At 49.5% G+C, this 22,978-nt stretch carries 25 protein-coding genes and 1 pseudogene; 19 read left to right on the forward strand and 7 right to left on the reverse strand.

The genetic code is table 11. The features are described 5' to 3' along the window. Positions 1-66 precede the first annotated feature (66 nt). Together D9742_RS20880 and rimL are read left to right on the forward strand one after the other, a co-directional pair. Positions 67-291: a YdcH family protein gene (locus D9742_RS20880; protein WP_130238118.1), complete on the forward strand. Its 225-nt coding sequence runs from the start codon at positions 67-69 to the stop codon at positions 289-291. Positions 292-353: 62 nt separating this feature from the next. Further along, positions 354-893, forward strand: a complete 540-nt coding sequence (rimL, locus tag D9742_RS20885; protein ID WP_130238119.1) for a 50S ribosomal protein L7/L12-serine acetyltransferase — start codon at positions 354-356, stop codon at positions 891-893. Here the strand turns inward: rimL and ydcK are convergent. After that, positions 885-1,865 carry a YdcK family protein gene (gene ydcK, locus D9742_RS20890; protein WP_130238120.1) on the reverse strand — a complete coding sequence of 327 codons (981 nt, stop codon included), beginning with the start codon at positions 1,863-1,865 and terminating at the stop codon, positions 885-887. The two genes, rimL and ydcK, sit on opposite strands and share 9 nt — an antisense overlap. A 123-nt stretch (positions 1,866-1,988) precedes the next feature. Between ydcK and tehA the strand changes: the two genes are divergently transcribed. The 3 genes from tehA to D9742_RS20905 all read left to right on the forward strand — a co-directional run bounded on the left by tehA (position 1,989) and on the right by D9742_RS20905 (position 4,541). Then, positions 1,989-2,981, forward strand: coding sequence for a dicarboxylate transporter/tellurite-resistance protein TehA (gene tehA / locus D9742_RS20895; protein ID WP_130238121.1), 993 nt, complete (start codon positions 1,989-1,991; stop codon positions 2,979-2,981). Then, the gene (gene tehB / locus D9742_RS20900) at positions 2,978-3,571 is read left to right on the forward strand and encodes a tellurite resistance methyltransferase TehB (RefSeq protein WP_130238122.1); all 594 of its coding nucleotides are present in this window, start codon (positions 2,978-2,980) and stop codon (positions 3,569-3,571) included. The genes tehA and tehB overlap by 4 nt, the downstream gene beginning before the upstream one ends. A 301-nt stretch (positions 3,572-3,872) precedes the next feature. Beyond that, positions 3,873-4,541 carry a DUF3313 domain-containing protein gene (locus tag D9742_RS20905; protein WP_064527441.1) on the forward strand — a complete coding sequence of 223 codons (669 nt, stop codon included), beginning with the start codon at positions 3,873-3,875 and terminating at the stop codon, positions 4,539-4,541. A 34-nt stretch (positions 4,542-4,575) separates the two neighbouring features. Here the strand turns inward: D9742_RS20905 and ydcO are convergent, their stop codons facing one another. Next, positions 4,576-5,787, reverse strand: coding sequence for a BenE family transporter YdcO (ydcO, locus tag D9742_RS20910; RefSeq protein WP_130238143.1), 1,212 nt, complete (start codon positions 5,785-5,787; stop codon positions 4,576-4,578). 52 nt (positions 5,788-5,839) lie between these two features. Here ydcO and D9742_RS20915 point away from each other — a divergent pair, with 52 nt between their 5' ends. Continuing rightward, positions 5,840-6,376 (forward strand): XRE family transcriptional regulator, encoded by a 537-nt coding sequence (locus tag D9742_RS20915; protein WP_130238123.1) that lies wholly within the window; start codon positions 5,840-5,842, stop codon positions 6,374-6,376. Between the two features lie 72 nt (positions 6,377-6,448). After that, a complete protein-coding gene (rlhA, locus tag D9742_RS20920) occupies positions 6,449-8,410 on the forward strand; it encodes a 23S rRNA 5-hydroxycytidine C2501 synthase (RefSeq protein WP_130238144.1) in 1,962 nt (653 codons plus the stop codon). Positions 8,411-8,502: 92 nt separating this feature from the next. Here the strand turns inward: rlhA and D9742_RS20925 are convergent, their stop codons facing one another. Continuing rightward, positions 8,503-8,733, reverse strand: coding sequence for a DUF2554 family protein (locus D9742_RS20925; RefSeq protein WP_130238124.1), 231 nt, complete (start codon positions 8,731-8,733; stop codon positions 8,503-8,505). 221 nt (positions 8,734-8,954) lie between these two features. On the opposite strand from D9742_RS20925, the pseudogene hicA reads away from it, so the two are divergent. The 8 genes and pseudogenes from hicA to patD all read left to right on the forward strand — a co-directional run bounded on the left by hicA (position 8,955) and on the right by patD (position 16,670). After that, positions 8,955-9,130, forward strand: a pseudogene (hicA, locus tag D9742_RS20930) (type II toxin-antitoxin system mRNA interferase toxin HicA). Positions 9,131-9,175: 45 nt separating this feature from the next. Next, positions 9,176-9,592 carry a type II toxin-antitoxin system antitoxin HicB gene (gene hicB / locus D9742_RS20935; RefSeq protein ID WP_001270286.1) on the forward strand — a complete coding sequence of 139 codons (417 nt, stop codon included), beginning with the start codon at positions 9,176-9,178 and terminating at the stop codon, positions 9,590-9,592. A 78-nt stretch (positions 9,593-9,670) separates the two neighbouring features. Then, a complete protein-coding gene (locus D9742_RS20940; RefSeq protein ID WP_130238125.1) occupies positions 9,671-11,080 on the forward strand; it encodes a PLP-dependent aminotransferase family protein in 1,410 nt (469 codons plus the stop codon). Positions 11,081-11,321: 241 nt separating this feature from the next. Continuing rightward, positions 11,322-12,467: a putative ABC transporter substrate-binding protein YdcS gene (gene ydcS / locus D9742_RS20945; RefSeq protein ID WP_130238126.1), complete on the forward strand. Its 1,146-nt coding sequence runs from the start codon at positions 11,322-11,324 to the stop codon at positions 12,465-12,467. Positions 12,468-12,484: 17 nt separating this feature from the next. Next, complete coding sequence (locus tag D9742_RS20950; RefSeq protein WP_130238127.1) at positions 12,485-13,498, forward strand: ABC transporter ATP-binding protein; 1,014 nt, start codon at positions 12,485-12,487, stop codon at positions 13,496-13,498. Next, complete coding sequence (locus tag D9742_RS20955; protein ID WP_130238128.1) at positions 13,499-14,440, forward strand: ABC transporter permease; 942 nt, start codon at positions 13,499-13,501, stop codon at positions 14,438-14,440. Further along, positions 14,430-15,224: an ABC transporter permease gene (locus tag D9742_RS20960; RefSeq protein WP_000555458.1), complete on the forward strand. Its 795-nt coding sequence runs from the start codon at positions 14,430-14,432 to the stop codon at positions 15,222-15,224. The genes D9742_RS20955 and D9742_RS20960 overlap by 11 nt, the downstream gene beginning before the upstream one ends. A 21-nt stretch (positions 15,225-15,245) precedes the next feature. Further along, a complete protein-coding gene (gene patD / locus D9742_RS20965) occupies positions 15,246-16,670 on the forward strand; it encodes an aminobutyraldehyde dehydrogenase (RefSeq protein WP_130238129.1) in 1,425 nt (474 codons plus the stop codon). A gap of 98 nt (positions 16,671-16,768) precedes the next feature. Here patD and yncL read toward each other — a convergent pair whose 3' ends face one another. Then, positions 16,769-16,864, reverse strand: coding sequence for a stress response membrane protein YncL (gene yncL / locus D9742_RS20970; RefSeq protein WP_130238130.1), 96 nt, complete (start codon positions 16,862-16,864; stop codon positions 16,769-16,771). A gap of 194 nt (positions 16,865-17,058) precedes the next feature. Here yncL and D9742_RS20975 point away from each other — a divergent pair, with 194 nt between their 5' ends. Together D9742_RS20975 and ydcY are read left to right on the forward strand one after the other, a co-directional pair. Next, the gene (locus D9742_RS20975) at positions 17,059-17,232 is read left to right on the forward strand and encodes a GhoT/OrtT family toxin (protein WP_130238131.1); all 174 of its coding nucleotides are present in this window, start codon (positions 17,059-17,061) and stop codon (positions 17,230-17,232) included. Positions 17,233-17,317: 85 nt separating this feature from the next. Continuing rightward, a complete protein-coding gene (ydcY, locus tag D9742_RS20980) occupies positions 17,318-17,551 on the forward strand; it encodes a DUF2526 family protein YdcY (RefSeq protein WP_130238132.1) in 234 nt (77 codons plus the stop codon). On the opposite strand, the gene D9742_RS20985 is transcribed toward ydcY, so the two are convergent. Next, complete coding sequence (locus D9742_RS20985) at positions 17,552-18,001, reverse strand: DMT family transporter (protein ID WP_130238133.1); 450 nt, start codon at positions 17,999-18,001, stop codon at positions 17,552-17,554. Then, a complete protein-coding gene (mddA, locus tag D9742_RS20990; protein WP_130238134.1) occupies positions 17,998-18,516 on the reverse strand; it encodes an L-methionine sulfoximine/L-methionine sulfone acetyltransferase in 519 nt (172 codons plus the stop codon). The genes D9742_RS20985 and mddA overlap by 4 nt, the downstream gene beginning before the upstream one ends. Before the next feature lie 180 nt (positions 18,517-18,696). Between mddA and curA the strand changes: the two genes are divergently transcribed. Together curA and D9742_RS21000 are read left to right on the forward strand one after the other, a co-directional pair. Then, positions 18,697-19,734, forward strand: coding sequence for an NADPH-dependent curcumin/dihydrocurcumin reductase (gene curA / locus D9742_RS20995; RefSeq protein WP_130238135.1), 1,038 nt, complete (start codon positions 18,697-18,699; stop codon positions 19,732-19,734). Between the two features lie 197 nt (positions 19,735-19,931). Further along, the gene (locus tag D9742_RS21000; protein ID WP_130238136.1) at positions 19,932-20,600 is read left to right on the forward strand and encodes a GntR family transcriptional regulator; all 669 of its coding nucleotides are present in this window, start codon (positions 19,932-19,934) and stop codon (positions 20,598-20,600) included. A 43-nt stretch (positions 20,601-20,643) separates the two neighbouring features. Here the strand turns inward: D9742_RS21000 and pqqU are convergent, their stop codons facing one another. Further along, positions 20,644-22,746, reverse strand: a complete 2,103-nt coding sequence (gene pqqU / locus D9742_RS21005; RefSeq protein WP_130238137.1) for a TonB-dependent receptor PqqU — start codon at positions 22,744-22,746, stop codon at positions 20,644-20,646. Positions 22,747-22,978 lie beyond the last annotated feature (232 nt).

The raw sequence follows: 22,978 nt of genomic DNA on the forward strand, positions 1-22,978 counted from the left end.
ACTATCTGAGTAATCTGATGATGTGTATTTCATGTACACTTTGTCAGCCACTAACAGGGAGTGCGTATGTTTCCAGAATACCGAGATTTAATATCCCGCCTGAAAAACGAAAATCCTCGCTTTGTGTCCTTGTTCGATAAGCACAACAAACTTGATCATGAGATTGCCAGAATAGAGGGATCTGATGGTCGTGGATACAATGCGGAAGTGGTCCGCATGAAAAAGCAAAAGCTCCAGTTGAAAGATGAGATGCTCAAAATCCTACAACAGGAGAGCGTCAAAGAGGTGTAAACTTCCTTAAGCCGCCTGGCAGGCGGCTTTTTAAATTGCCGTGCAGATTGACCGGAGTTGACATGACCGAGACGATAAAAGTTAGTGACTCAATTGAATTACGTGCCGTTGCAGAAAATCACATCACGCCACTCCATCACTTGATCTGTAAAAATAAAAGCTGGTTGCAGAATTCGCTCAACTGGCCACAGTCTGTAAATACCGAAGATGACACGCGGAAAACGGTACAGGGTAATATGATGTTGCATCAGCGTGGATATGCCAAAATGTTCATGATCTTTAGTGAAGACGAACTTGTTGGCGTCCTGTCTTTTAACCGTATTGAACCGCTGAACAAAACCGCAGAAATCGGTTACTGGCTGGATGAATCCCATCAGGGGCAGGGGATTATTTCGCAAGCTTTGCAGGCATTTATTCACCATTACGCAAAACGTGGAGAAATTAGACGCTTCGTCATCAAATGCCGGGTTGCTAACTTACAAAGCAATCAGGTAGCGCTGCGTAATGGCTTCACGCTTGAAGGATGTCTGAAACAGGCTGAATTTCTCAACGACACTTATGATGATGTAAATATATACGCGCGCATTATTGATTCACAATAGTCCCGCCAGCGGCGTTCTGGTTATGCGTTCTTCACCGTTAATGACTTTTGGACCACGTATATGAACAGTGTCGCCATCAAAGGCTTCAACAACGGCGTCGTTGGTTATTTCTACATGGTTTTCAATCATCACCGCACCTGTAATGCGACTGTTCCCCTGTATGGTGACGTGATTGTCGAGTAAAACCGGGCCACCACGTACGAGTGCATGACCGCCCACCAGAACATGATGTTTTAACACACAATTGCCTTCCACCGAGGCATGTTCCGCTACCTGTGAACTGTAATGAAGCGTGGGAATGGCATCTTCTTCTGTTCCGGCGATCACGCGTGCATGTCCGTATACTTTTGCGCAGTCACACAGCCAGACGTTGTTCTCTTCATTACCTTCAATACGGGCAAAATCAAAAACTTCGGCGCGATGTTCAATGAACGCATACTTCACAATGGCATCACCATATATTTGCGCCTGATGAACAATGCGCGAGGCGCTAACTCTTGCGCGATCATAAATTTGCAACAGAAGATGGTGGTCGGGCGTTAACCCTTGCGCAGCGACAACTATTGAATTCTGATCAATGCAGACATGACCAGAAATCCTACAATTACCGCATATTAATGAATCATGAATTGTGACGTTGTCACTTATCAGGGCCCCCTGACTTATTTTGCTATTATTGATCCAGACGTTATCCGTCGCGCAAACATCTCCCCATAGCTCGCTGCTTCCGGTGATGCGTGTATTACCGGATATCACCGTACCGGCAAACGCAATGGCATTCTGGTCATAGATCCAACAATTTCCATCCTGGGCCAGTACGGTTTCATTATCAATCCAGCCGCCAGGCGTTCCGGCTATTACGTCATTAAAATCAGCGACGGCTATAATCTGCCGCAATAAAACACTCTTTTTATCGCTATCTTCCTGATAACTAAAAGTTCGTTGTTCTTCACTAAGACGATATTTGCGCATAGCGTTTTCCCGCAGGTGACCTACTATAACCGTAGCAAATTCTGTGACTCTGGCTATGTTTGGCAAATTTCCATAAAATGCATTTCAAATATACTTTATAAATTAAACAAAATGAGTAAGAAGATGCAGAGCGATAAAGTGCTCAATTTACCGGCAGGTTACTTTGGCATTGTGTTGGGGACGATAGGGATGGGATTTGCCTGGCGTTATGCCAGCCAGGTTTGGCAGGTCAGTCACTGGTTGGGCGATGGGCTGGTGATCCTGGCTATGATCATTTGGGGATTATTGACTACGGCATTTATCACCCGGCTGGTACGCTTTCCTCACAGCGTGCTGGCGGAAGTGCGCCATCCGGTGATGAGTAGTTTTGTTAGTTTGTTTCCAGCAACAACGATGCTGGTGGCAATTGGTTTTGTCCCCTGGTTTCGCCCGCTGGCCGTGGGCCTGTTCAGTATTGGTGTGGTGATACAACTGGCTTATGCCGCCTGGCAAACAGCCGGTTTATGGCGCGGTTCCCATCCTGAGGAAGCTACGACACCCGGACTTTATTTACCGACTGTTGCCAACAACTTCATCAGTGCAATGGCCTGTGGAGCATTAGGCTACACCGATGCTGGTCTGGTATTTTTAGGGGCTGGTGTATTCTCCTGGTTAAGTCTTGAGCCGGTGATCCTTCAGCGTCTTCGTAGCTCGGGAGAATTACCCACGGCACTCCGTACATCGCTGGGTATTCAGCTTGCACCGGCGCTGGTGGCTTGTAGCGCCTGGTTGAGCGTCAACGGTGGCGAGGGCGACACGCTGGCGAAAATGCTTTTCGGTTACGGTCTGCTGCAACTTCTTTTTATGTTACGCCTGATGCCGTGGTATCTCTCCCAGCCGTTTAATGCCTCATTCTGGAGTTTCTCGTTCGGCGTTTCCGCACTGGCAACCACCGGGTTGCATTTAGGAAGCGGTAACGACAATGGCTTTTTCCATACCCTGGCTGTGCCGCTATTTATTTTTACCAATTTTATTATCGCATTACTGCTCATCCGTACTTTCGCGCTTCTGATGCAGGGAAAATTGTTAATCAGAACTGAGCGCGCCGTTTTAATGAAAGCTGAGGACAAAGAATGATCATTCGTGATGAAAACTACTTCACTGATAAATATGAATTAACCCGCACACACTCTGAAGTTCTGGAAGCGGTGAAAGTGGTTAAGCCGGGTAAAACGCTGGATCTGGGCTGTGGTAATGGCCGTAACAGCCTTTACCTGGCTGCCAATGGTTATGATGTCGACGCATGGGATAAAAATGCCATGAGCATTGCTAACCTCGAACGCATCAAATCCATTGAAAAACTTGAAAATTTGCACACCCAGATTGTTGATCTAAATAGCCTGACGTTTGATGGACAATACGATTTTATTCTTTCTACCGTGGTGCTGATGTTCCTGGAGGCGAAAACCATTCCTGGACTGATTGCCAATATGCAGCGTTGCACCAAACCTGGTGGTTATAATCTGATTGTGGCAGCAATGGACACAGCTGATTTTCCATGTACCGTCGGATTCCCCTTTGCCTTTAAAGAAGGGGAGTTACGTCAATACTACGAAGGCTGGGAGATGCTGAAATACAATGAAGATGTGGGTGAACTCCACCGCACCGACGCCAATGGCAATCGCATTAAACTACGTTTCGCCACGATGCTGGCACGTAAGAAATAAGCTAACAGGGCAAGGCGCATGAAAATGCCCACGTTGAGATGTGTAACTGCTGTTTTTTTCGGTAAGCATATTTTTTATCGATGTGATGTGAAATAAATCACAGTGGTTGAAGTTTTTTATTGGCTTAACTGCCTGAAATTTAACAACTGACGATTGACTCTGCCCCCTTTTCGGCATTGACTTATATTGTCAGAAAAGGGGCTGGAAAACTTATTTTCACCAACACTTTTTTTGCCACAACACGAAGCGGTACTTTTTGCTATAACTTAAAAAGTAATATAATCATCTCAGGAAACTATTCATGCGTACCACATCAATTGCGAAAGTTGCGGCTTTATGCGGCTTGTTGGCTCTGTCAGGTTGTGCCTCTAAAATCACCCAGCCAGACAAATATTCTGGCTTTTTAAACAATTACTCCAACCTACAAGAAACAACTTCAGCAACGGGCAAACCGGTATTACGCTGGGTTGATCCAAATTTTGATCAAAGTAAATATGACAGCATCGTCTGGAACCCAATCACCTATTATCCGGTGCCTAAACCTTCTACCCAGGTAGGGCAGAAAGTTCTGGATAGAATTTTGAGCTATACCAACACTGAAATGAAAGAAGCCATTTCACAGCGTAAACCACTGGTTACTACCGCTGGGCCTCGTAGTCTGATTTTCCGTGGTGCTATTACTGGTGTAGATACCAGCAAAGAAGGGTTACAGTTCTATGAAGTTGTTCCTGTCGCATTAGTGGTAGCGGGGACGCAAATGGCGACGGGTCACCGTACCATGGATACCCGCCTGTACTTTGAAGGTGAGCTGATTGATGCGGCTACCAACAAACCGGTTATCAAAGTGGTTCGTCAGGGCGAAGGTAAGGACCTGAACAACGAAAGCACACCAATGGCTTTCGAAAATATTAAGCAAGTTATCGATGACATGGCGACCGACGCGACCATGTTTGACGTTAACAAAAAGTAATGCCAGTCGCGCCATCGTAAGATGGCGCTTCTGATTATCGGCTTCTGTCAGCGAGCAAATTCAATACTACATAACAGACACCACCGGCAATTAATCCCCAGAACGCCGAACCAATACCTACCAGCGTCAGCCCACTTGCCGTTACCAGAAAGGCCACCACAGCAGCATCGCGCTCACGCTCATTATGCAAAGCCTGATACAAACTGCCTCCGATGGTACTTAACAGTGCCAGACCAGCCAGCATTTGGATCCAACTTACAGGCAGGGCAGCCATCATCCCGGTAATGGCACTGCCAAACAGACCTGCCAGTAAATAAAAGACGCCAGCCGCAGCGGCAGCCAGCCAACGCTGATCTTTGTCCGGGTGTGCCTCCGGGCTCTGGCAAATAGCCGCAGTGATAGCTGCAATACCTACGGAATAGACGCCGAAAGGAGAAAACAGAAGCGCCAGTAATCCAGTAAAGACAATCAGCGGAGAAACCGGAGCCGAATAACCGGCGGCTTTCATCGCCGCGATCCCTGGCGCGTTTTGCGATGCCATCGTCACCAGAAACAGGGGTAAGGCAACGCTAAGACTATGAGCAAATGAAAACTCAGGGGCGAGATAAGCGGGGAGAACTGGTTTGAAAACGATATCATTAGTGACAACGTCACATTGCGCGATAACGACCGCGATCCCAACAATCATCGCCGCAATTACCGCATAACGCGGCGCAAAAGCTTTTGTTGCCAGCCACGCCAGCAACATACTACCGCATAACGTAAACTGACCATCCAGGCTGGCAAATGCCTGTAAACCAAAGCGTAACAAAATTCCGGCCAGCATTGCCGCTGCCAGCGAGTGCGGAATAATACGCATCAGACGGGCGAATAATCCCGTCACGCCACAGAGAACAATTAGCGCATTCGTGACAATAAACACGCCGATGGCTTGGTTTAGCGTGAGCCCCTGTAACCCGGTGACCAGCAACGCAGCTCCGGGCGTTGACCATGCGGTAAGAACAGGCACGCGATACCATAATGTCAGGGCAAGAGTGCTGACGCCCATCGCCAGTCCCAGCGCCGTCATCCAGCCGGAAATTTGCTCTGTGGTGGCTCCAGCGACGATCGCCGCTTGCCAGATTATTGCCGCAGAGCTGGCATAGCCAATCAGTACCGCCAGAAACCCAGCAAGCAGCGTGGGAGGCGGAATGGAAAACAGACGCATAGTTACCTCGTGCGTTATAGCGTACAGGCACCGTAGCATTTGTCCGTTATAACGCACAAGTGATAAACTCCCGTTTTGCAGGAGGAGTCGCATGGAAAATCTCGCTCGCTTTTTATCCACTACGCTTAAACATCTTCGTCAGCAGCGAGGCTGGAGTCTTTCGCGACTGGCAGAAGCTACGGGCGTTTCAAAGGCGATGTTAGGGCAGATTGAACGCAATGAATCCAGCCCGACGGTCGCAACATTATGGAAAATAGCTACCGGAATGAACGTACCGTTTTCGACGTTTATTTCGCCGCCGCAGACTGCGACGCCATCCGTTTATGACCCACAACAGCAGGCAATGGTGATCACATCTCTATTTCCTTATGATCCGCAACTCTGCTTTGAACACTTCTCAATCATGATGGCTCCCGGCGCAATAAGCGAATCGACGCCGCACGAAAAGGGGGTTATCGAGCATGTTGTCGTCATTGATGGCCAGCTTGACCTGTGTGTTGATGGTGAGTGGCGAAGCCTTAAAAGTGGAGAAGGTGAACGCTTTGCCGCAGATGTCGCCCATGCCTATTGCAACCGTGGCGAGCAAAGCGTGCATTTTCATTCCATTATCCATTACCCACGTAGTTGAACAGGAAAACTATTTCGCAACGTCGCGCTTGTGGCTAAAATAACCGCCTTTTTTCAGCTACTGGATAAGAAAGTGACCGTATCTTCTCATCGCCTTGAACTGTTAAGTCCGGCACGCGATGCCGCCATTGCCCGCGAAGCTATTTTGCACGGCGCCGATGCCGTTTATATCGGCGGCCCTGGTTTTGGTGCCCGTCATAACGCCAGTAATAGTCTGAAAGATATCGCTGAACTGGTGCCATTTGCCCATCGTTATGGCGCAAAAATTTTCGTCACGCTTAATACCATTTTGCATGACGACGAACTGGAACCGGCGCAACGGCTGATTACCGAGCTTTACCAGACAGGCGTAGATGCGCTGATTGTTCAGGACATGGGGATACTGGAACTTGATATTCCGCCGATTGAACTGCACGCAAGTACGCAGTGTGATATTCGTACTGTAGAGAAAGCGAAGTTCCTCTCTGACGTTGGCTTTACCCAGATTGTGCTGGCGCGTGAGCTTAACCTGGAGCAGATCCGCGCGATTCATCAGGCCACGGACGCGACTATTGAGTTCTTTATTCATGGCGCATTGTGCGTGGCATATTCTGGTCAGTGCTACATCTCTCATGCACAAACGGGGCGTAGCGCCAACCGTGGTGATTGCTCCCAGGCGTGCCGTTTGCCATACACGTTGAAAGACGATCAGGGGCGGGTGGTTTCCTATGAAAAACATCTGCTGTCGATGAAAGATAACGATCAGACTGCCAACCTTGGCGCGTTGATCGATGCGGGCGTGCGCTCTTTCAAGATTGAAGGGCGTTACAAAGATATGAGTTACGTGAAGAATATCACCGCCCATTATCGCCAGATGCTGGACGCTATTATTGAAGAACGCGGCGATCTGGCTCGTGCTTCATCAGGTCGTACTGAACATTTCTTTGTGCCTTCGACAGAAAAAACCTTCCATCGTGGTAGCACCGACTACTTTGTTAACGCGCGTAAAGGCGACATTGGCGCGTTCGATTCACCGAAATTCATCGGCCTGCCGGTGGGTGAAGTATTGAAAGTGGCGAAAGATCATCTCGATGTTAAGGTCACGGAGCCGCTAGCAAATGGTGATGGCCTGAACGTAATGATTAAACGCGAAGTGGTTGGCTTTCGCGCCAATACGGTAGAGAAAACAGGGGAAAATCAGTACCGCGTCTGGCCAAATGAAATGCCAGCAGATTTGCATAAAATTCGCCCACATCATCCGCTTAACCGTAACCTTGACCATAACTGGCAGCAGGCACTGACGAAAACCTCCAGTGAGCGTCGGATCGCGGTAGACATTGAACTGGGTGGCTGGCAGGAACAACTTATTCTGACGTTAACCAGCGAAGAGGGCGTTAGCATCACTCATACCCTGGACGGGCAGTTCGACGAAGCGAATAACGCCGAAAAAGCGCTGAATAACCTGAAAGATGGCCTGGCAAAACTGGGGCAAACCATCTATTACGCTCGCGATGTGCAAATTAATCTGCCGGGAGCGCTGTTTGTGCCAAACAGTTTGTTAAATCAGTTCCGCCGTGAAGCCGTCGAAATGCTGGATGCTGCGCGTCTTGCCAGTTACCAGCGCGGCAGTCGTAAACCGGTTGCTGAACCTGCGCCGATTTATCCGCAAACGCATTTGAGCTTCCTTGCGAACGTCTACAACCATAAAGCACGTGAGTTCTATCATCGCTATGGCGTACAACTGATTGATGCGGCGTATGAAGCGCATGAGGAGAAGGGCGAAGTTCCGGTAATGATCACCAAGCACTGCCTGCGCTTTGCCTTCAATCTGTGTCCGAAACAGGCGAAAGGCAATATTAAAAGCTGGAAGGCAACGCCGATGCAATTGGTTAACGGCGATGAAGTGCTAACGCTGAAATTTGATTGCCGCCCGTGTGAGATGCACGTCATCGGTAAAATCAAAAATCACATTCTGAAAATGCCGTTACCGGGAAGCGTTGTCGCATCCGTAAGTCCGGATGATTTGCTGAAAACATTGCCGAAGCGGAAAGGATAAAACGCAAGTTTTCAGAGTTATTCACAACGCATTGAATCTGCATGTTCTTGTCGGCCGGGTATGGCGTCACGCCACATCCGGCAACAAATGACTCAACGCTGTCCCACTTCTGGTTTGCGCGATTTTTGCCAGTAAAAATGCTCGCGCAAACCTTCCGCCGATTCTTCCGCCACAGCACGCAATTCATCGCTGTCCGCTTCGTGCCGCAGTTGATGCTCCACATTCTTTACCCACACAAATTCATGTCCTTTGTGCCCTGCCATGAGTTGTCCTGAGAACAGCGCACACGTTAATAAGACAACCGATAACGCCTTCGTAAACATCCTGCCACCTTTTTCTTACCTTTTGTCGCTATGATGCCGATAGTTTCTTGAGGTTATTATTCAGTTTTGCAAATTAGCGCAAAGAAATTCTGGAATCTGCCTTCCTGATTTTGCATTGCATTCTGCCGTTGCGGCAATTAAGTGCTATTTTCGAGCAAATTACACACGGAGGTAAACACTAATGTTTACTTTGTTGATATACTCAGCGGCAGGGAGGCGATGTGAAACAAAGCGAGTTCAGACGTTGGCTCGAATCTCAGGGCGTCGATGTAGCGAATGGCAGCAACCATTTAAAACTCAGGTTTCACGGGAGGCGCAGTGTCATACCGCGTCACCCAGCGATGAGATTAAAGAACCATTGCGTAAAGCAATTCTGAAACAACTCGGTTTGAGTTAATCGCCAATTAAAAAGGTTAATGACATGCGAGAGACAGTCGAAATTATGCGTTATCCCGTCACTCTTACACCCGCACCGGAAGGCGGTTATATGGTTTCTTTTGTCGATATCCCTGAGGCGTTGACCCAGGGCGAAACTGTCGCTGAAGCGATGGAAGCGGCAAAAGATGCTTTACTGACCGCATTTGATTTTTATTTTGAAGATAACGAGCTTATCCCGTTACCTTCACCATTAAATAGTCACGATCACTTTATTGAAGTGCCTTTGAGCGTCGCCTCTAAAGTATTGCTGTTAAATGCTTTTTTACAGTCAGAAATCACTCAGCAAGAGTTAGCCAGACGAATTGGCAAACCTAAACAGGAGATTACTCGCCTATTTAACTTGCACCATGCGACAAAAATCGACGCCGTCCAGCTCGCGGCTAAGGCGCTTGGCAAAGAGTTATCGCTGGTGATGGTTTAATTACAGTTACCGAAAAGTTGTCATTTTTAACAACTGATATAGACTGCCGAATCATCTGCACATAATTACGATTCGATAATGAAAAAATATCAGCAGCTTGCAGAACAATTACGCGAGCAGATTGCGTCGGGTATCTGGCAACCCGGTGATCGCCTGCCTTCTTTACGTGAACAGGTCGCGCTTTCTGGTATGAGCTTTATGACGGTCGGTCATGCTTATCAGTTGCTCGAAAGTCAGGGGTATATTATTGCGCGGCCGCAGTCAGGTTATTACGTTGCGCCACGCACGGTGAAATCACCGCAGGCGCCGACTATTCCGGTAACGCGTGATGAAACGGTCGATATTAACACCTATATTTTTGACATGTTGCAGGCCAGTCGCGATCCGTCGGTAGTACCGTTTGCTTCAGCCTTTCCCGATCCGCACCTGTTTCCGCTGCAGCAGCTGAACCGCTCGCTGGCGCAGGTGAGTAAAACCGCGACAGCTATGAGCGTGATTGAAAACCTGCCGCCAGGGAATGCAGAACTGCGTCAGGCTATTGCTCGTCGTTATGCCTTACAGGGCATCACCATTTCACCCGATGAAATCGTTATCACCGCCGGGGCGTTAGAGGCATTAAACCTCAGTTTGCAAGCAGTAACCGAACCGGGCGATTGGGTGATTGTCGAGAATCCTTGTTTCTACGGCGCGTTGCAGGCACTGGAGCGGCTACGGTTGAAGGCGTTATCGGTGGCGACGGATGTTAAAGAAGGGATAGATCTTCAGGCGCTGGAACTGGCGTTACAGGAGTATCCGGTCAAAGCCTGCTGGCTAATGACCAATAGCCAGAATCCGCTCGGTTTTACCTTAACACCGCAGAAAAAAGCGCGGCTGGTAGAGTTGCTCAATCAGTACAACGTGATGTTAATTGAAGATGACGTTTACAGTGAGCTTTACTTTGGGCGGGAAAAACCGTTACCCGCGAAAGCGTGGGATCGTCACGATGGTGTTCTGCTTTGCTCTTCATTTTCTAAATGTCTGGTGCCAGGTTTTCGCATTGGTTGGGTCGCTGCTGGAAAACATGCACGCAAAATCCAGCGATTGCAGTTGATGAGCACGCTTTCCACAAGTTCACCAATGCAGCTTGCGCTGGTGGATTACCTTTCTACTCGCCGATACGATGCTCATCTTCGTCGTCTACGTCGCCAGCTTGCGGAACGTAAACAACGCGCCTGGCAGGCTTTGCTGCGTTATCTGCCTGCGGAAGTCAAAATTCATCACAATGACAGCGGTTATTTTCTCTGGCTGGAGCTTCCCGAACCGTTAGATGCAGGCGAATTAAGTATTCAGGCATTGGCGCATCACATCAGCATTGCGCCGGGTAAAATGTTTTCTACTGGCGAAAGTTGGTCACGTTTTTTCCGTTTTAATACTGCATGGCAGTGGGGCGAGCGCGAAGAACAGGCGGTTAAACAATTAGGCCACCTTATTAAAGAATACCTGAAATAGATCTCCATTTAATTTCTCTCAGGTTGGGTAATATGAATTTCGAATAGAAGCTATATTTCCTAACCTCTTGTCTATACTCCAGAAGATAGCTTCTCATTCGGCATAATGCGCGTTAGCTCACATCCTGATTAAATTTTCTCGGGGGCGAGGGTGCGCCTGCAAGCCGCCGTCTATGGTTAAACAAGGAGATATTTTTACGGCACGGCGGCTGAACAATTAATTACGACAGGAGTAAGACTTTATGAGCAAGACATTTGCCCGCAGCAGCTTGTGTGCGCTTACCATGACATTAATGACCGCCCACGCCGCCGAACCTCCCACAAATTTAGATAAACCGGAAGGGCGACTGGATATTATCGCCTGGCCGGGATACATCGAACGCGGACAAACCGATAAACAATACGACTGGGTGACGCAATTCGAAAAAGAAACAGGTTGCGCGGTCAATGTGAAAACCGCAGCGACTTCCGATGAAATGGTCAGCCTGATGACCAAAGGCGGTTACGATCTGGTCACGGCGTCCGGCGATGCTTCGCTACGCCTGATTATGGGCAAACGCGTGCAACCGATTAATACTGCGTTGATCCCCAACTGGAAAACGCTTGATCCTCGGGTGGTAAAGGGCGACTGGTTTAACGTGGGGGGCAAAGTCTATGGCACGCCATATCAATGGGGTCCGAACCTGTTGATGTACAACACCAAAACCTTCCCGACACCACCAGATAGCTGGCAAGTGGTTTTTGTTGAGCAGAATCTACCGGACGGTCAGAGTAATAAAGGTCGTGTACAGGCTTATGACGGCCCTATCTACATTGCGGATGCTGCGCTGTTCGTCAAAGCGACTCAGCCGCAATTGGGCATCTCCGATCCATACCAACTCACCGAACAACAATATCAGGCGGTACTGAAAGTGCTGCGCGATCAACATGGCTTGATCCATCGCTACTGGCATGACACCAGCGTGCAAATGAGCGATTTCAAGAACGAGGGCGTGGTGGCCTCCAGCGCCTGGCCGTATCAGGCCAACGCATTGAAAGGCGAAGGCCAACCGATCGCCACCGTCTTCCCGAAAGAGGGCGTTACCGGCTGGGCTGACACTACTATGCTACATAGCGAAGCGAAACATCCGGTTTGTGCTTACAAATGGATGAACTGGTCATTAACGCCGAAGGTGCAGGGCGATGTAGCTGCCTGGTTTGGTTCGCTGCCGGTCGTGCCGGAAGGCTGCAAAGCCAGTCCATTACTGGGCGATAAAGGCTGTGAAACCAACGGGTTTAACTATTTCGATAAAATCGCCTTCTGGAAAACGCCCATTGCGCAAGGGGGCAAATTTGTCCCGTACAGTCGCTGGACGCAGGATTACATTGCCATAATGGGCGGCCGCTAACTTCACTGGGGTGTTTTATGACGTACGCAGTGGAGTTTGACAACGTATCGCGGTTGTACGGTGACGTGCGCGCAGTAGATGGCGTCAGTATTGCGATAAAAGATGGTGAGTTCTTCTCTATGCTGGGGCCGTCCGGATCCGGCAAAACCACCTGCCTGCGCCTGATTGCTGGCTTCGAACAGCTTTCCGGCGGGGCGATTGCTATCTTCGGCAAACCGGCCAGTAATCTGCCTCCCTGGGAGCGGGACGTGAATACCGTCTTCCAGGACTACGCGCTATTTCCCCATATGTCGATTCTTGAGAATGTGGCCTATGGGCTGATGGTTAAAGGCGTGGATAAAAAACAGCGATATGCTATGGCGCAAGAAGCGCTGGAGAAAGTGGCGCTTGGTTTTGTTCAGCAACGTAAGCCGTCACAGCTTTCTGGTGGTCAACGTCAGCGAGTCGCCATTGCCAGAGCTCTGGTGAACGAACCGCGCGTGTTGTTGCTGGATGAACCGCTCGGCGCGCTGGATCTCAAATTGCGAGAACAAATGCAGCTGGAACTGAAAAAGCTGCAACAGTCTCTCGGTATCACTTTTATCTTCGTTACCCACGATCAGGGCGAAGCGTTATCGATGTCCGATCGGGTGGCGGTTTTCAATAATGGACGCATTGAACAGGTCGATTCCCCGCGCAATCTCTATATGCGCCCGCGCACGCCGTTTGTTGCGGGATTCGTCGGGACATCCAACGTTTTTGATCCGCTAATGGCCGAGAATCTTTGTGGCATGATGGGGAGTTTTGCCCTGCGACCGGAACATATCCGCCTGAATACACCTGGTGAATTGCAGGCCAATGGCACGATTCAGGCGGTGCAATATCAGGGGGCAGCCACACGTTTTGAACTGAAACTTAGCGGTGGAGAAAAACTGCTGGTTAGCCAGGCAAATGTCACGGGCGAAGACTTACCCAACGCGCTCACGCCCGGTCAACAGGTGATGGTTTCCTGGGCGCGTGATGTGATGGTGCCGCTGGTTGAGGAGAGGTGAATGGCGATGAACGTATTGCAGTCACCTTCGCGTCCGGGAGTTGGAAAGATATCCGGCTTTTTCTGGCGTAAACCAGGACTGGGGCTATTTTTACTACTGCTTGGTCCACTGATGTGGTTTGGCATCGTCTATTTGGGCTCGCTGCTGACGCTGTTATGGCAGGGGTTTTATACCTTTGACGATTTCACCATGTCAGTCATGCCAGAACTGACGCTGGCGAATATCCGTGCGCTGTTTAATCCGGCGAATTACGACATCATTCTCCGCACACTGACAATGGCTGTGGCAGTCACTATCGCCAGTGCCATTCTGGCCTTTCCGATGGCGTGGTATATGGCACGCTATACCAGCGGAAAAATGAAAGCGTTCTTTTACATTGCGGTGATGTTGCCCATGTGGGCAAGCTACATTGTTAAAGCTTATGCCTGGACCTTATTGCTGGCTAAAGACGGTGTAGCACAGTGGTTTTTACAGCATCTGGGGCTGGAGCCACTACTTACGGCGTTTCTTACACTACCGGCGGTGGGCGGTAATACTCTGTCAACTTCAGGGCTGGGGCGCTTTCTGGTGTTTCTCTATATCTGGCTGCCGTTTATGATCCTCCCGGTGCAGGCGGCGCTTGAGCGTTTGCCGCCGTCATTGTTGCAGGCGTCGGCCGATCTTGGCGCGCGTCCACGGCAAACCTTTCGCTATGTGGTGCTGCCGCTGGCGATCCCTGGTATTGCCGCTGGCTCTATCTTTACCTTCTCACTCACACTGGGCGATTTTATCGTCCCACAACTGGTTGGCCCGCCAGGGTATTTTATCGGCAATATGGTCTACTCTCAGCAGGGGGCGATTGGCAATATGCCGATGGCGGCGGCTTTCACCCTGGTGCCGATTGTCCTTATCGCACTCTATCTGGCGTTTGTGAAGCGCCTGGGAGCGTTCGATGCACTCTGAACGCGCACCGTTTTTCCTCAAACTGGCGGCCTGGGGCGGCGTGGTTTTCCTACATTTTCCCATCCTGATTATCGCCGCTTATGCGTTTAACACTGAAGATGCGGCGTTTAGTTTTCCACCGCAAGGCCTGACGCTGCGCTGGTTTAGCGTGGCAGCACAGCGTAGTGATATCCTTGATGCCGTGACACTGTCACTTAAGGTGGCGGCGCTGGCGACATTAATTGCGCTGGTGTTAGGGACGCTGGCAGCTGCCGCGCTGTGGCGACGAGACTTTTTCGGCAAAAACGCCATTTCGCTGTTACTGCTACTGCCCATTGCGCTGCCGGGCATTGTCACTGGTCTGGCGCTATTAACCGCGTTTAAAACCATCAATCTGGAGCCTGGCTTTTTCACCATCGTCGTCGGGCATGCGACTTTTTGTGTTGTGGTGGTGTTTAACAATGTCATCGCCCGTTTTCGCCGCACCTCGTGGAGTCTGGTTGAGGCGTCAATGGATCTTGGGGCCAATGGCTGGCAAACCTTTCGTTATGTGGTGTTGCCGAATCTTAGTTCGGCGCTACTGGCAGGAGGGATGCTGGCGTTTGCCTTGTCGTTCGATGAAATCATCGTTACGACCTTTACGGCAGGTCATGAACGAACGTTACCGTTGTGGTTGCTCAATCAGCTTGGGCGACCACGTGATGTACCGGTAACCAACGTGGTGGCACTGCTGGTTATGTTGGTAACAACCTTGCCGATCCTGGGGGCCTGGTGGCTAACCCGCGAAGGCGACAATGGTCAATAACCACTGATACAGGAATATGCTATGCAACATAAGTTACTGATTAACGGAGAACTGGTTAGCGGCGAAGGGGAAAAACAGCCTGTCTATAATCCGGCAACGGGGGAAGTTTTACTGGAGATTGCCGAGGCATCGGCAGAGCAGGTGGATGCAGCTGTTCGCGCGGCAGATGCGGCATTTGGCGAGTGGGGGCAAACCACGCCGAAGGTGCGTGCAGAATGCCTGCTGAAACTGGCTGATGTTATCGAAGAAAACGGTCAGGTTTTTGCCGAACTGGAGTCCCGTAACTGTGGTAAACCTCTGCATAGTGCGTTCAATGATGAAATTCCTGCGATTGTCGATGTTTTTCGCTTTTTCGCCGGAGCAGCTCGCTGCCTGAATGGTCTGGCGGCAGGAGAATATCTCGAGGGACATACATCGATGATCCGCCGCGATCCGCTGGGCGTTGTGGCCTCTATCGCACCGTGGAACTACCCACTGATGATGGCTGCATGGAAACTGGCTCCGGCACTGGCGGGGGGAAACTGCGTGGTACTGAAGCCATCAGAAATCACGCCGCTGACCGCACTAAAACTGGCAGAGCTGGCGAAAGATATCTTTCCGCCGGGCGTGATCAACGTACTGTTTGGCCGAGGCCAAACGGTGGGCGATCCTCTGACCGGGCATCAAAAAGTGCGCATGGTTTCGCTGACGGGGTCTATCGCCACCGGTGAGCACATCATCAGCCATACAGCGCCATCCATTAAGCGCACCCACATGGAGTTAGGCGGTAAAGCGCCGGTCATTGTTTTTGATGATGCAGATATTGAAGCTGTGGTTGAAGGTGTACGCACGTTTGGCTATTACAACGCTGGACAGGATTGCACCGCAGCTTGTCGAATCTACGCGCAAAAGGGCATTTACGATGCGCTGGTGGAAAAACTCGGCGCCGCTGTCGCAACCTTGAAATCGGGCGCACCGGATGACGAATCAACGGAACTGGGGCCATTGAGTTCACAGGCGCATCTCGACCGCGTCAGTAAAGCAGTGGAAGAGGCGAAAGCGACGGGACACATTAAAGTGATCACCGGCGGGGAGAAACGAAAAGGTAACGGTTATTACTATGCGCCGACGCTGCTGGCAGGGGCGTTGCAAGAAGATGCTATCGTGCAAAGAGAGGTATTTGGTCCAGTGGTGAGCGTGACTGTCTTCGATAATGAAGAACAGGTAGTGAACTGGGCAAATGACAGCCAGTATGGTTTAGCCTCTTCAGTGTGGACGAAAGATGTGGGGCGGGCGCATCGTGTTAGTGCACGTCTGCAATATGGCTGCACGTGGGTCAATACCCATTTCATGCTGGTAAGTGAAATGCCGCACGGTGGCCAGAAACTTTCAGGTTACGGCAAGGATATGTCACTTTATGGGCTGGAAGATTACACCGTTGTCCGCCACGTAATGGTTAAACATTAAGGATAATATTGTAGCCAGGGAGAGTGTGAGAAGATCTAACGCACTGTCAGAGAGTTGATATCTCTCTGACAGTGTGTACTGCGTGCCATATCGCTACATCAAATAAACCAACCAAATCTCATAGAGATAAGAGCAAACAATCCAACAGCAGCAAAGAGATTTATAAGCACTACAGTTTTACTGGAAACATTCATTTTTTGCCACCTTTTGTCATAGCCCCTATGTGTATAGTACGGGTTAAGTAAATCCGCAATAGTACTCATTCTGAAGATGGACAAAGGCAGATCCCAGATTATGGAAATATCTCAAACAGGCTGTAAAACTTGATGTATATCAAAAAATAACGCATATTTGCGCGCGTTTTATTCTTCTGGCTGGACGCCCGTACATGTCTCTTTATCAATACATGCTTGTTTTTTATGCTGTTATGGCAGCTATTGCGTTTGTTACTACCTGGTTTCTTTCCCACGATAAGAAGCACATTCGTTTTCTGAGCGCCTTCCTGGTGTCGGTGACCTGGCCGATGAGTTTTCCGGTGGCGCTGCTGTTTTCGCTGTTTTAAATCTTAAGCGCTAGCTTGACGGCACAACGCAGACTTATATCATTTGAAGGAATCGATAATTTTCACAAGTGGCTAAGGAGAAAGTATGTCGCATCTGGAAGAGGTCATCGCGCGCGTGGATGCAGCGATTGATGAGAGCGTCATTGCCCATATGAACGAATTATTAATCGCCCTGAGCGATGACGCAGAGTTAAGTCGGGAAGAGCGTTATACCCAGCAGCAGCGTTTGCGTACAGCAATCGCCCATCACGGGCGTAAGCATAAAGAAGATATGGACGCTCGCCACGAACAGTTAACCAAAGGCGGCACTATCCTGTGATTAAAACGAGCGTCTGGCCACCAGCCAGGCGCCTACTACCAATAAAACCGCTCCGCAAATAGGGCCGATCAGCGCCCGCAGCGGCACACCATGACTACGCAAAATATCCAGCACCAGCCCTCCAATCAACTGACTGGCGACCAAAACTGCAATGGTCGTTGCCGCGCCAACGTTTTGATATCCACTGATACTGGCAAAGACAAAAAATGATCCCAGCAACCCTGGAATTAGAGTCCACCAACGCACGCTCGAAACCAGTTCGCCAAATCCTGCCATCCCTTGTTTAAACCATAAAATGGAGACGAATAGCACAATCCCCACCAGTGAGTTCAGCAACATGGCGATGAGAATAGTTGAGGAAGTCTGGGTGATGCGCACCATCAGCGTGTTTTGCACCACCAGGCCAATTCCGGCGGCAATCAAAAAGGCAAGGGTGAGCGACTGATTCATCCAATCGCGTCCGGTTCTGTGCGCTCGTCGAGTTGCAACTGCATAAATGTCAGATCCAGCCAACGACCAAATTTAGTGCCTACCTGTGGCATTTGTGCGGTGATGACAAATCCCAGCGACTGGTGGAGATGCAGCGAGGCCTGATTTTGCGATTCGATTCCGGCAACCATCACATGTTTACCGCAGTCCCTTGCTTCATCGATCAATCGACTTAACAATTTGCGCCCAAGACCTTTGCCTTGATGATCAGGATGAACATAAACCGAATGTTCCACAGTATGGCGAAAACCGTCGAAACTACGCCAGTCGCCAAATGATGCATACCCAGTCACTACGCCGTCTTCCTCGCTCACCAGCACCGGATACCCCGATAAAGTCCGTGCTTCAAACCAGGCAATGCGATTGTCTGCATCCACTGTTTGGTCATTCCATATAGCTGCCGTATACAACACGGCGTGGTTATAAATTTCCGCAATTGCAGAACAATCGGCTTTGCAGGCAAAACGGATGGACATATCTGGCCTCGATTAAATATTGATGATGACGTTATCAATACTATCGAAAACAGCTCGAAGCAACGGATTCCTCGATGAAATTATTGCGTGTCGCAGAGGCGATGTGACGGTCATAAACAAAACCAATCCCGTGAGCCTGCTACTATTGATCGATTCATGCCAAAAGCACAGGAGAGCATTATGGGGCAACAAAAGCAGCGTAACCGCCGTTGGGTTCTGGCCTCGCGTCCGCATGGCGCACCGGTTCCGGAAAATTTCCGTCTTGAAGAAGATGAAGTCGCAATACCAGGTGAGGGACAGGTGTTAGTGCGCACAGTTTATCTGTCGCTGGACCCGTATATGCGCGGACGAATGAGCGATGAACCTTCTTATTCACCGCCAGTTGATATTGGCGGGGTGATGGTCGGCGGTACGGTGAGCCGTGTCGTGGAGTCGAATCATCCTGATTACCGGCCAGGCGACTGGGTGCTGAGTTACAGCGGTTGGCAGGACTACGACATATCCAGTGGCGATGAACTGGTGAAACTTGGCGATCAGCCAGAAAATCCTTCGTGGTCGTTGGGGGTACTGGGAATGCCCGGCTTTACGGCTTATATGGGACTGCTGGATATCGGCCAGCCAAAAGAGGGCGAAACGCTGGTGGTTGCTGCCGCGACCGGCCCGGTTGGCGCAACAGTGGGGCAAATCGGTAAACTGAAAGGCTGTCGCGTGGTGGGTGTCGCAGGCGGCGCGGAAAAATGCCGCCATGCCACCGAGGTGCTGGGCTTTGATGTTTGCCTTGATCATCGCGCGGATGATTTTGCCGAACAGTTGGCGAACGCGTGCGTGGAAGGCATTGATATCTATTATGAAAATGTTGGCGGTAAGGTATTTGATGCGGTGCTGCCTTTACTCAACACATCCGCGCGGATCCCCGTTTGCGGGTTAGTGAGCGGCTATAATGCAACGGAATTACCCTCCGGTCCGGATCGTTTACCACTGCTGATGGCCACAGTGCTGAAAAAACGCATTCGTCTGCAAGGATTTATTATTAATCAGGATTATGGTCACCGCATCCATGAGTTCCAGCAAGAGATGGGGCAGTGGGTAAAAGAGGGTAAAATTCACTACCGTGAACAAATTACCGACGGTTTAGAGAACGCTCCACAGACATTTATCGGTCTGCTGAACGGTAAAAACTTCGGCAAGGTAGTGATCCGTGTCGCGGGTGATGACTAAAAATTCAACGGCGGCGTAAAGCCGCCACAAAAAACCAGGCAAAAATCTTAATACCAGCTTTAATTAACTAACCACATCACTGTTCGACTGCTAATAACAAAAAAGTGATTGGTTGTTAATTATCTAATTATTACACCAGGTAAACTACTTCTGCCTTGTAGGCAGTGTCGGAAAAAATACACCTTTAAGGAAGTAAAATGCCTGGAACAGAAAAAATGCAGCATATCAGTTTGACCATGCAGGTTGAAAATAACCTGAAGTACCAACTTAGTATTGGCGCACTGAAACCTGGCGAACGGTTGATTACCAAAAATTTGGCGGAGCAACAGGGTATGAGTATTACACCAGTGCGCGAAGCGTTATTGCGTCTGGTTTCTGTTAATGCGCTATCTGTCACGCCCGCACAAGCCTTTACGGTACCGGAAGTCGGGGCGGGGCGGTTAGATGAAATCAATCGTATCCGCTACGAACTGGAGTTAATGGCAATCGCTTTAGCAGTTGAAAATATTTCCCCGGAAGGCTTAGCAGAGCTTCAGTATTTACTCAAGGAATTACAGCAGGCACAAGAAAATGGCGATATGGTACAACTCATTAATACTAATCGCCAATTCCGCTTTGTAATTTATCGTTATTCAAAAATGCCCATCCTGTGTGAAATGATTGAACAACTGTGGGTTCGGATGGGGCCAGGGTTACATTATCTTTATGAAGCGGTAAATCCTGACGAATTGCGCAATCGTATTGAAATTTATCAGGCTCTACTCGCGGCGTTGCAAGAAAAAGATAAAAAGCAAAGCTGCCATTATCTGGCAGACATTATGAAAAAGAATATTGCGATTATTAACCAGCAGTATAGTCATGGATGATAACGACGAAAAGGTGCCCAGTAATTACCGGGCATCTTGATTTTTATTCAAACCGCCAGGCGAAATTTACTCCAATTCCATAATTACGCCCGGGAGCAGGTTCGTAATATCGACCATTTGATTCATTAACAATTACCGAACCGATATATTCTTTATCAAATAAATTATCAATACGACCAAATAAATCCACGGTCATATTATGGTAATTATATTTGTATCCGGTAAACACGCCGACAAGGGTATAAGAAGGTGCTTTTGCCGTGTTTTTATCATCTGCCATGATATCGCCCATATAACGCGCTTCTGTACCTGTATACCAGCCATCTTCCGGTACATAACCTATCGATGCAAAGCCCATATTACGGGCTATTCCTGGCATCCGGTTACCGTTACAATCCTGTTCATTACAAACATTGCTGCGATAGGTCGCATCAAGCCAGGTCCACGACGCTTTTACGCGAAAATCTCCGGCGAAACGTTGATCCCATGCCAGTTCAGCGCCTTGACGACGGGTCTTTCCAGCATTTTTATATGTGGTACGCCCACCGCTACTGCTATCGACAACAATTTCATCATCGGTGTCGGTCTGGAACAATGCGAGACTAAGCAGCCCATCACCAATACGCGTTTTACTGCCGATCTCAATGGTATCGTTGGTGGATGGTTTTAAACCAAAGTTCATACCGCTTTGCCCATCAGCGCGATAAGACAGCTCATTAATCGTCGGCGTTTCAAAACCACGCCCGGCTGCCAGATAGATATTCCAGGCATCGGTCATTGCATATTTTAACGATCCGGCAGGTAGCCATTTGTGATAACTGGCGTCACCGCTGTCATCGCCGTTACCCGGAGTAACGTAACGATCGTTGGAATCAAACCACACGGAGCTGTAGCGCACGCCAGCATCCAGCGACAGTTTTTCGCTCAGCTGCCACTGCGTCTGTAAATAGGGATCGACGTTCCACATCAGATTGCGTTCGTCGCGACGCAACTCACCTTTTTGCCCGTATTCCGGCACGCCGCTATTCAGGCGGTAGTTATTGTAGCCCTTGCGGTTTTCTCTCATGTTTTCGTAGTTCAGACCGGTGGTGAACGTGACTGGAACGCCCAGTTCACCTCGGTGTGTCCAGCGACTGTCTATCCCCTGGTAATGGCGTTGTAGAGTAATCACGCCACCCGCGTGTGACGGGTTAAGTTGTGGTGCCATCGGGATTGACTGGTACTGGGTCGTTTCTCGCTCTCCGGCATACATCATTACACTCATATCATCTTGCGCGCTCAGGCTACGCTCATAACGCAAGCCAGCCTGAGTTTGCTTGATGGTTTTTCGCGTGTCGTACTGTTCAGCGCGTGGCGCTTGTTGTGGATTCGCCTTCCATTCTGCTTCGGTTAATCCACCAGGATCATCTGCTTTTATATCCACACTATTGAAAATCAGGCTTAATTTGCTGGCGTCATCAATGCGTATGCCCAGTTTGGCATTGGCTAAATTTTTCTGTGCGCCACTATGGTCACGGTAGCCGTGGGTCGTAAAGCGCGTGGTTGAGACGGTGTAATCAACATCGCCAGGCTGTGTACCGTCGCCCATTGCGCCCGTTGCTTTCAGCCCATAGCGCCAGCTGCCAAAACTGCCGTAGTAACTGCTGGCTTCAATGATTGGTGGCTGTTGCCCGGTCTGGGTGGTGACATTCATTACCCCGCCAGACGCGTTGCCATACAGGGCTGAGAAGGGGCCACGCAGCACTTCTACATTTTGCACACTGCTTAAATCGATGTTGGATGTTTGCCCTTGTCCGTCGGGCATGGTGGCGGGAATACCGTCTACATACAGGCGAATACCGCGAATTCCGTAAGTGGAGCGGGAGCCAAATCCGCGAATCGACAGCTGTAAATCTTGCGCATAGTTCTGCCGGTTTTGTACCTGCAAACCAGGCACGCTGGTCAGAGATTCAGACAAGTTGATGCGCGGTGTTGCCAGGCGCATCTCCTCGCCATCCACCACGCTTACTGCTGCTGGCGTATCCAGCTCGGAAACCACCTGCGGCGCGGCACTGACAATCATGGTTTGTTCGTCAGCGGCAAAAACGGCGGGGGAAAGGACAAGCAGCGCGGGCAAAACGGTCTGTCGGACGGAAAAAATCTTCATGAAAAAAGCCAGGTTAAGAATGGGAAAACGCCGTCATGGTAATAAAATTGTAAATTTATGGAAAACGAAACGGCACAATACGTTAAGTGTTTGAGAAAATTGTAGTCGTAACGGCAAGAAATGCTCCACATTTGAGAAAATAATGATTACCATTCCCATTTATAACAAGAGCGTAACGAAGATTACGCTCAGTGAAGCACTGTGAAGCAGCAAAAATATCGGTTCATTAAAG

Origin of the sequence: Escherichia sp. E1V33 (genome assembly GCF_004211955.1) — a bacterium.
In the GTDB taxonomy this organism is placed as follows: domain Bacteria; phylum Pseudomonadota; class Gammaproteobacteria; order Enterobacterales; family Enterobacteriaceae; genus Escherichia.

Coding starts and splice junctions, on each gene's coding strand:
- tehB (WP_130238122.1), top strand. CDS start 2,978: ATGATCATTCGTGATGAAAACTACTTCACTGATAAATATGAATTAACC.
- D9742_RS20950 (WP_130238127.1), top strand. CDS start 12,485: ATGACGTACGCAGTGGAGTTTGACAACGTATCGCGGTTGTACGGTGAC.
- D9742_RS20975 (WP_130238131.1), top strand. CDS start 17,059: ATGTCTCTTTATCAATACATGCTTGTTTTTTATGCTGTTATGGCAGCT.
- D9742_RS20925 (WP_130238124.1), bottom strand. CDS start 8,733: ATGTTTACGAAGGCGTTATCGGTTGTCTTATTAACGTGTGCGCTGTTC.
- D9742_RS20880 (WP_130238118.1), top strand. CDS start 67: ATGTTTCCAGAATACCGAGATTTAATATCCCGCCTGAAAAACGAAAAT.
- D9742_RS20905 (WP_064527441.1), top strand. CDS start 3,873: ATGCGTACCACATCAATTGCGAAAGTTGCGGCTTTATGCGGCTTGTTG.
- hicB (WP_001270286.1), top strand. CDS start 9,176: ATGCGTTATCCCGTCACTCTTACACCCGCACCGGAAGGCGGTTATATG.
- pqqU (WP_130238137.1), bottom strand. CDS start 22,746: ATGAAGATTTTTTCCGTCCGACAGACCGTTTTGCCCGCGCTGCTTGTC.
- ydcY (WP_130238132.1), top strand. CDS start 17,318: ATGTCGCATCTGGAAGAGGTCATCGCGCGCGTGGATGCAGCGATTGAT.
- D9742_RS20985 (WP_130238133.1), bottom strand. CDS start 18,001: ATGAATCAGTCGCTCACCCTTGCCTTTTTGATTGCCGCCGGAATTGGC.
- D9742_RS21000 (WP_130238136.1), top strand. CDS start 19,932: ATGCCTGGAACAGAAAAAATGCAGCATATCAGTTTGACCATGCAGGTT.
- D9742_RS20955 (WP_130238128.1), top strand. CDS start 13,499: ATGGCGATGAACGTATTGCAGTCACCTTCGCGTCCGGGAGTTGGAAAG.
- ydcK (WP_130238120.1), bottom strand. CDS start 1,865: ATGCGCAAATATCGTCTTAGTGAAGAACAACGAACTTTTAGTTATCAG.
- mddA (WP_130238134.1), bottom strand. CDS start 18,516: ATGTCCATCCGTTTTGCCTGCAAAGCCGATTGTTCTGCAATTGCGGAA.
- ydcO (WP_130238143.1), bottom strand. CDS start 5,787: ATGCTACGGTGCCTGTACGCTATAACGCACGAGGTAACTATGCGTCTG.
- rimL (WP_130238119.1), top strand. CDS start 354: ATGACCGAGACGATAAAAGTTAGTGACTCAATTGAATTACGTGCCGTT.
- curA (WP_130238135.1), top strand. CDS start 18,697: ATGGGGCAACAAAAGCAGCGTAACCGCCGTTGGGTTCTGGCCTCGCGT.
- D9742_RS20915 (WP_130238123.1), top strand. CDS start 5,840: ATGGAAAATCTCGCTCGCTTTTTATCCACTACGCTTAAACATCTTCGT.
- patD (WP_130238129.1), top strand. CDS start 15,246: ATGCAACATAAGTTACTGATTAACGGAGAACTGGTTAGCGGCGAAGGG.
- D9742_RS20960 (WP_000555458.1), top strand. CDS start 14,430: ATGCACTCTGAACGCGCACCGTTTTTCCTCAAACTGGCGGCCTGGGGC.
- yncL (WP_130238130.1), bottom strand. CDS start 16,864: ATGAATGTTTCCAGTAAAACTGTAGTGCTTATAAATCTCTTTGCTGCT.
- D9742_RS20940 (WP_130238125.1), top strand. CDS start 9,671: ATGAAAAAATATCAGCAGCTTGCAGAACAATTACGCGAGCAGATTGCG.
- ydcS (WP_130238126.1), top strand. CDS start 11,322: ATGAGCAAGACATTTGCCCGCAGCAGCTTGTGTGCGCTTACCATGACA.
- tehA (WP_130238121.1), top strand. CDS start 1,989: ATGCAGAGCGATAAAGTGCTCAATTTACCGGCAGGTTACTTTGGCATT.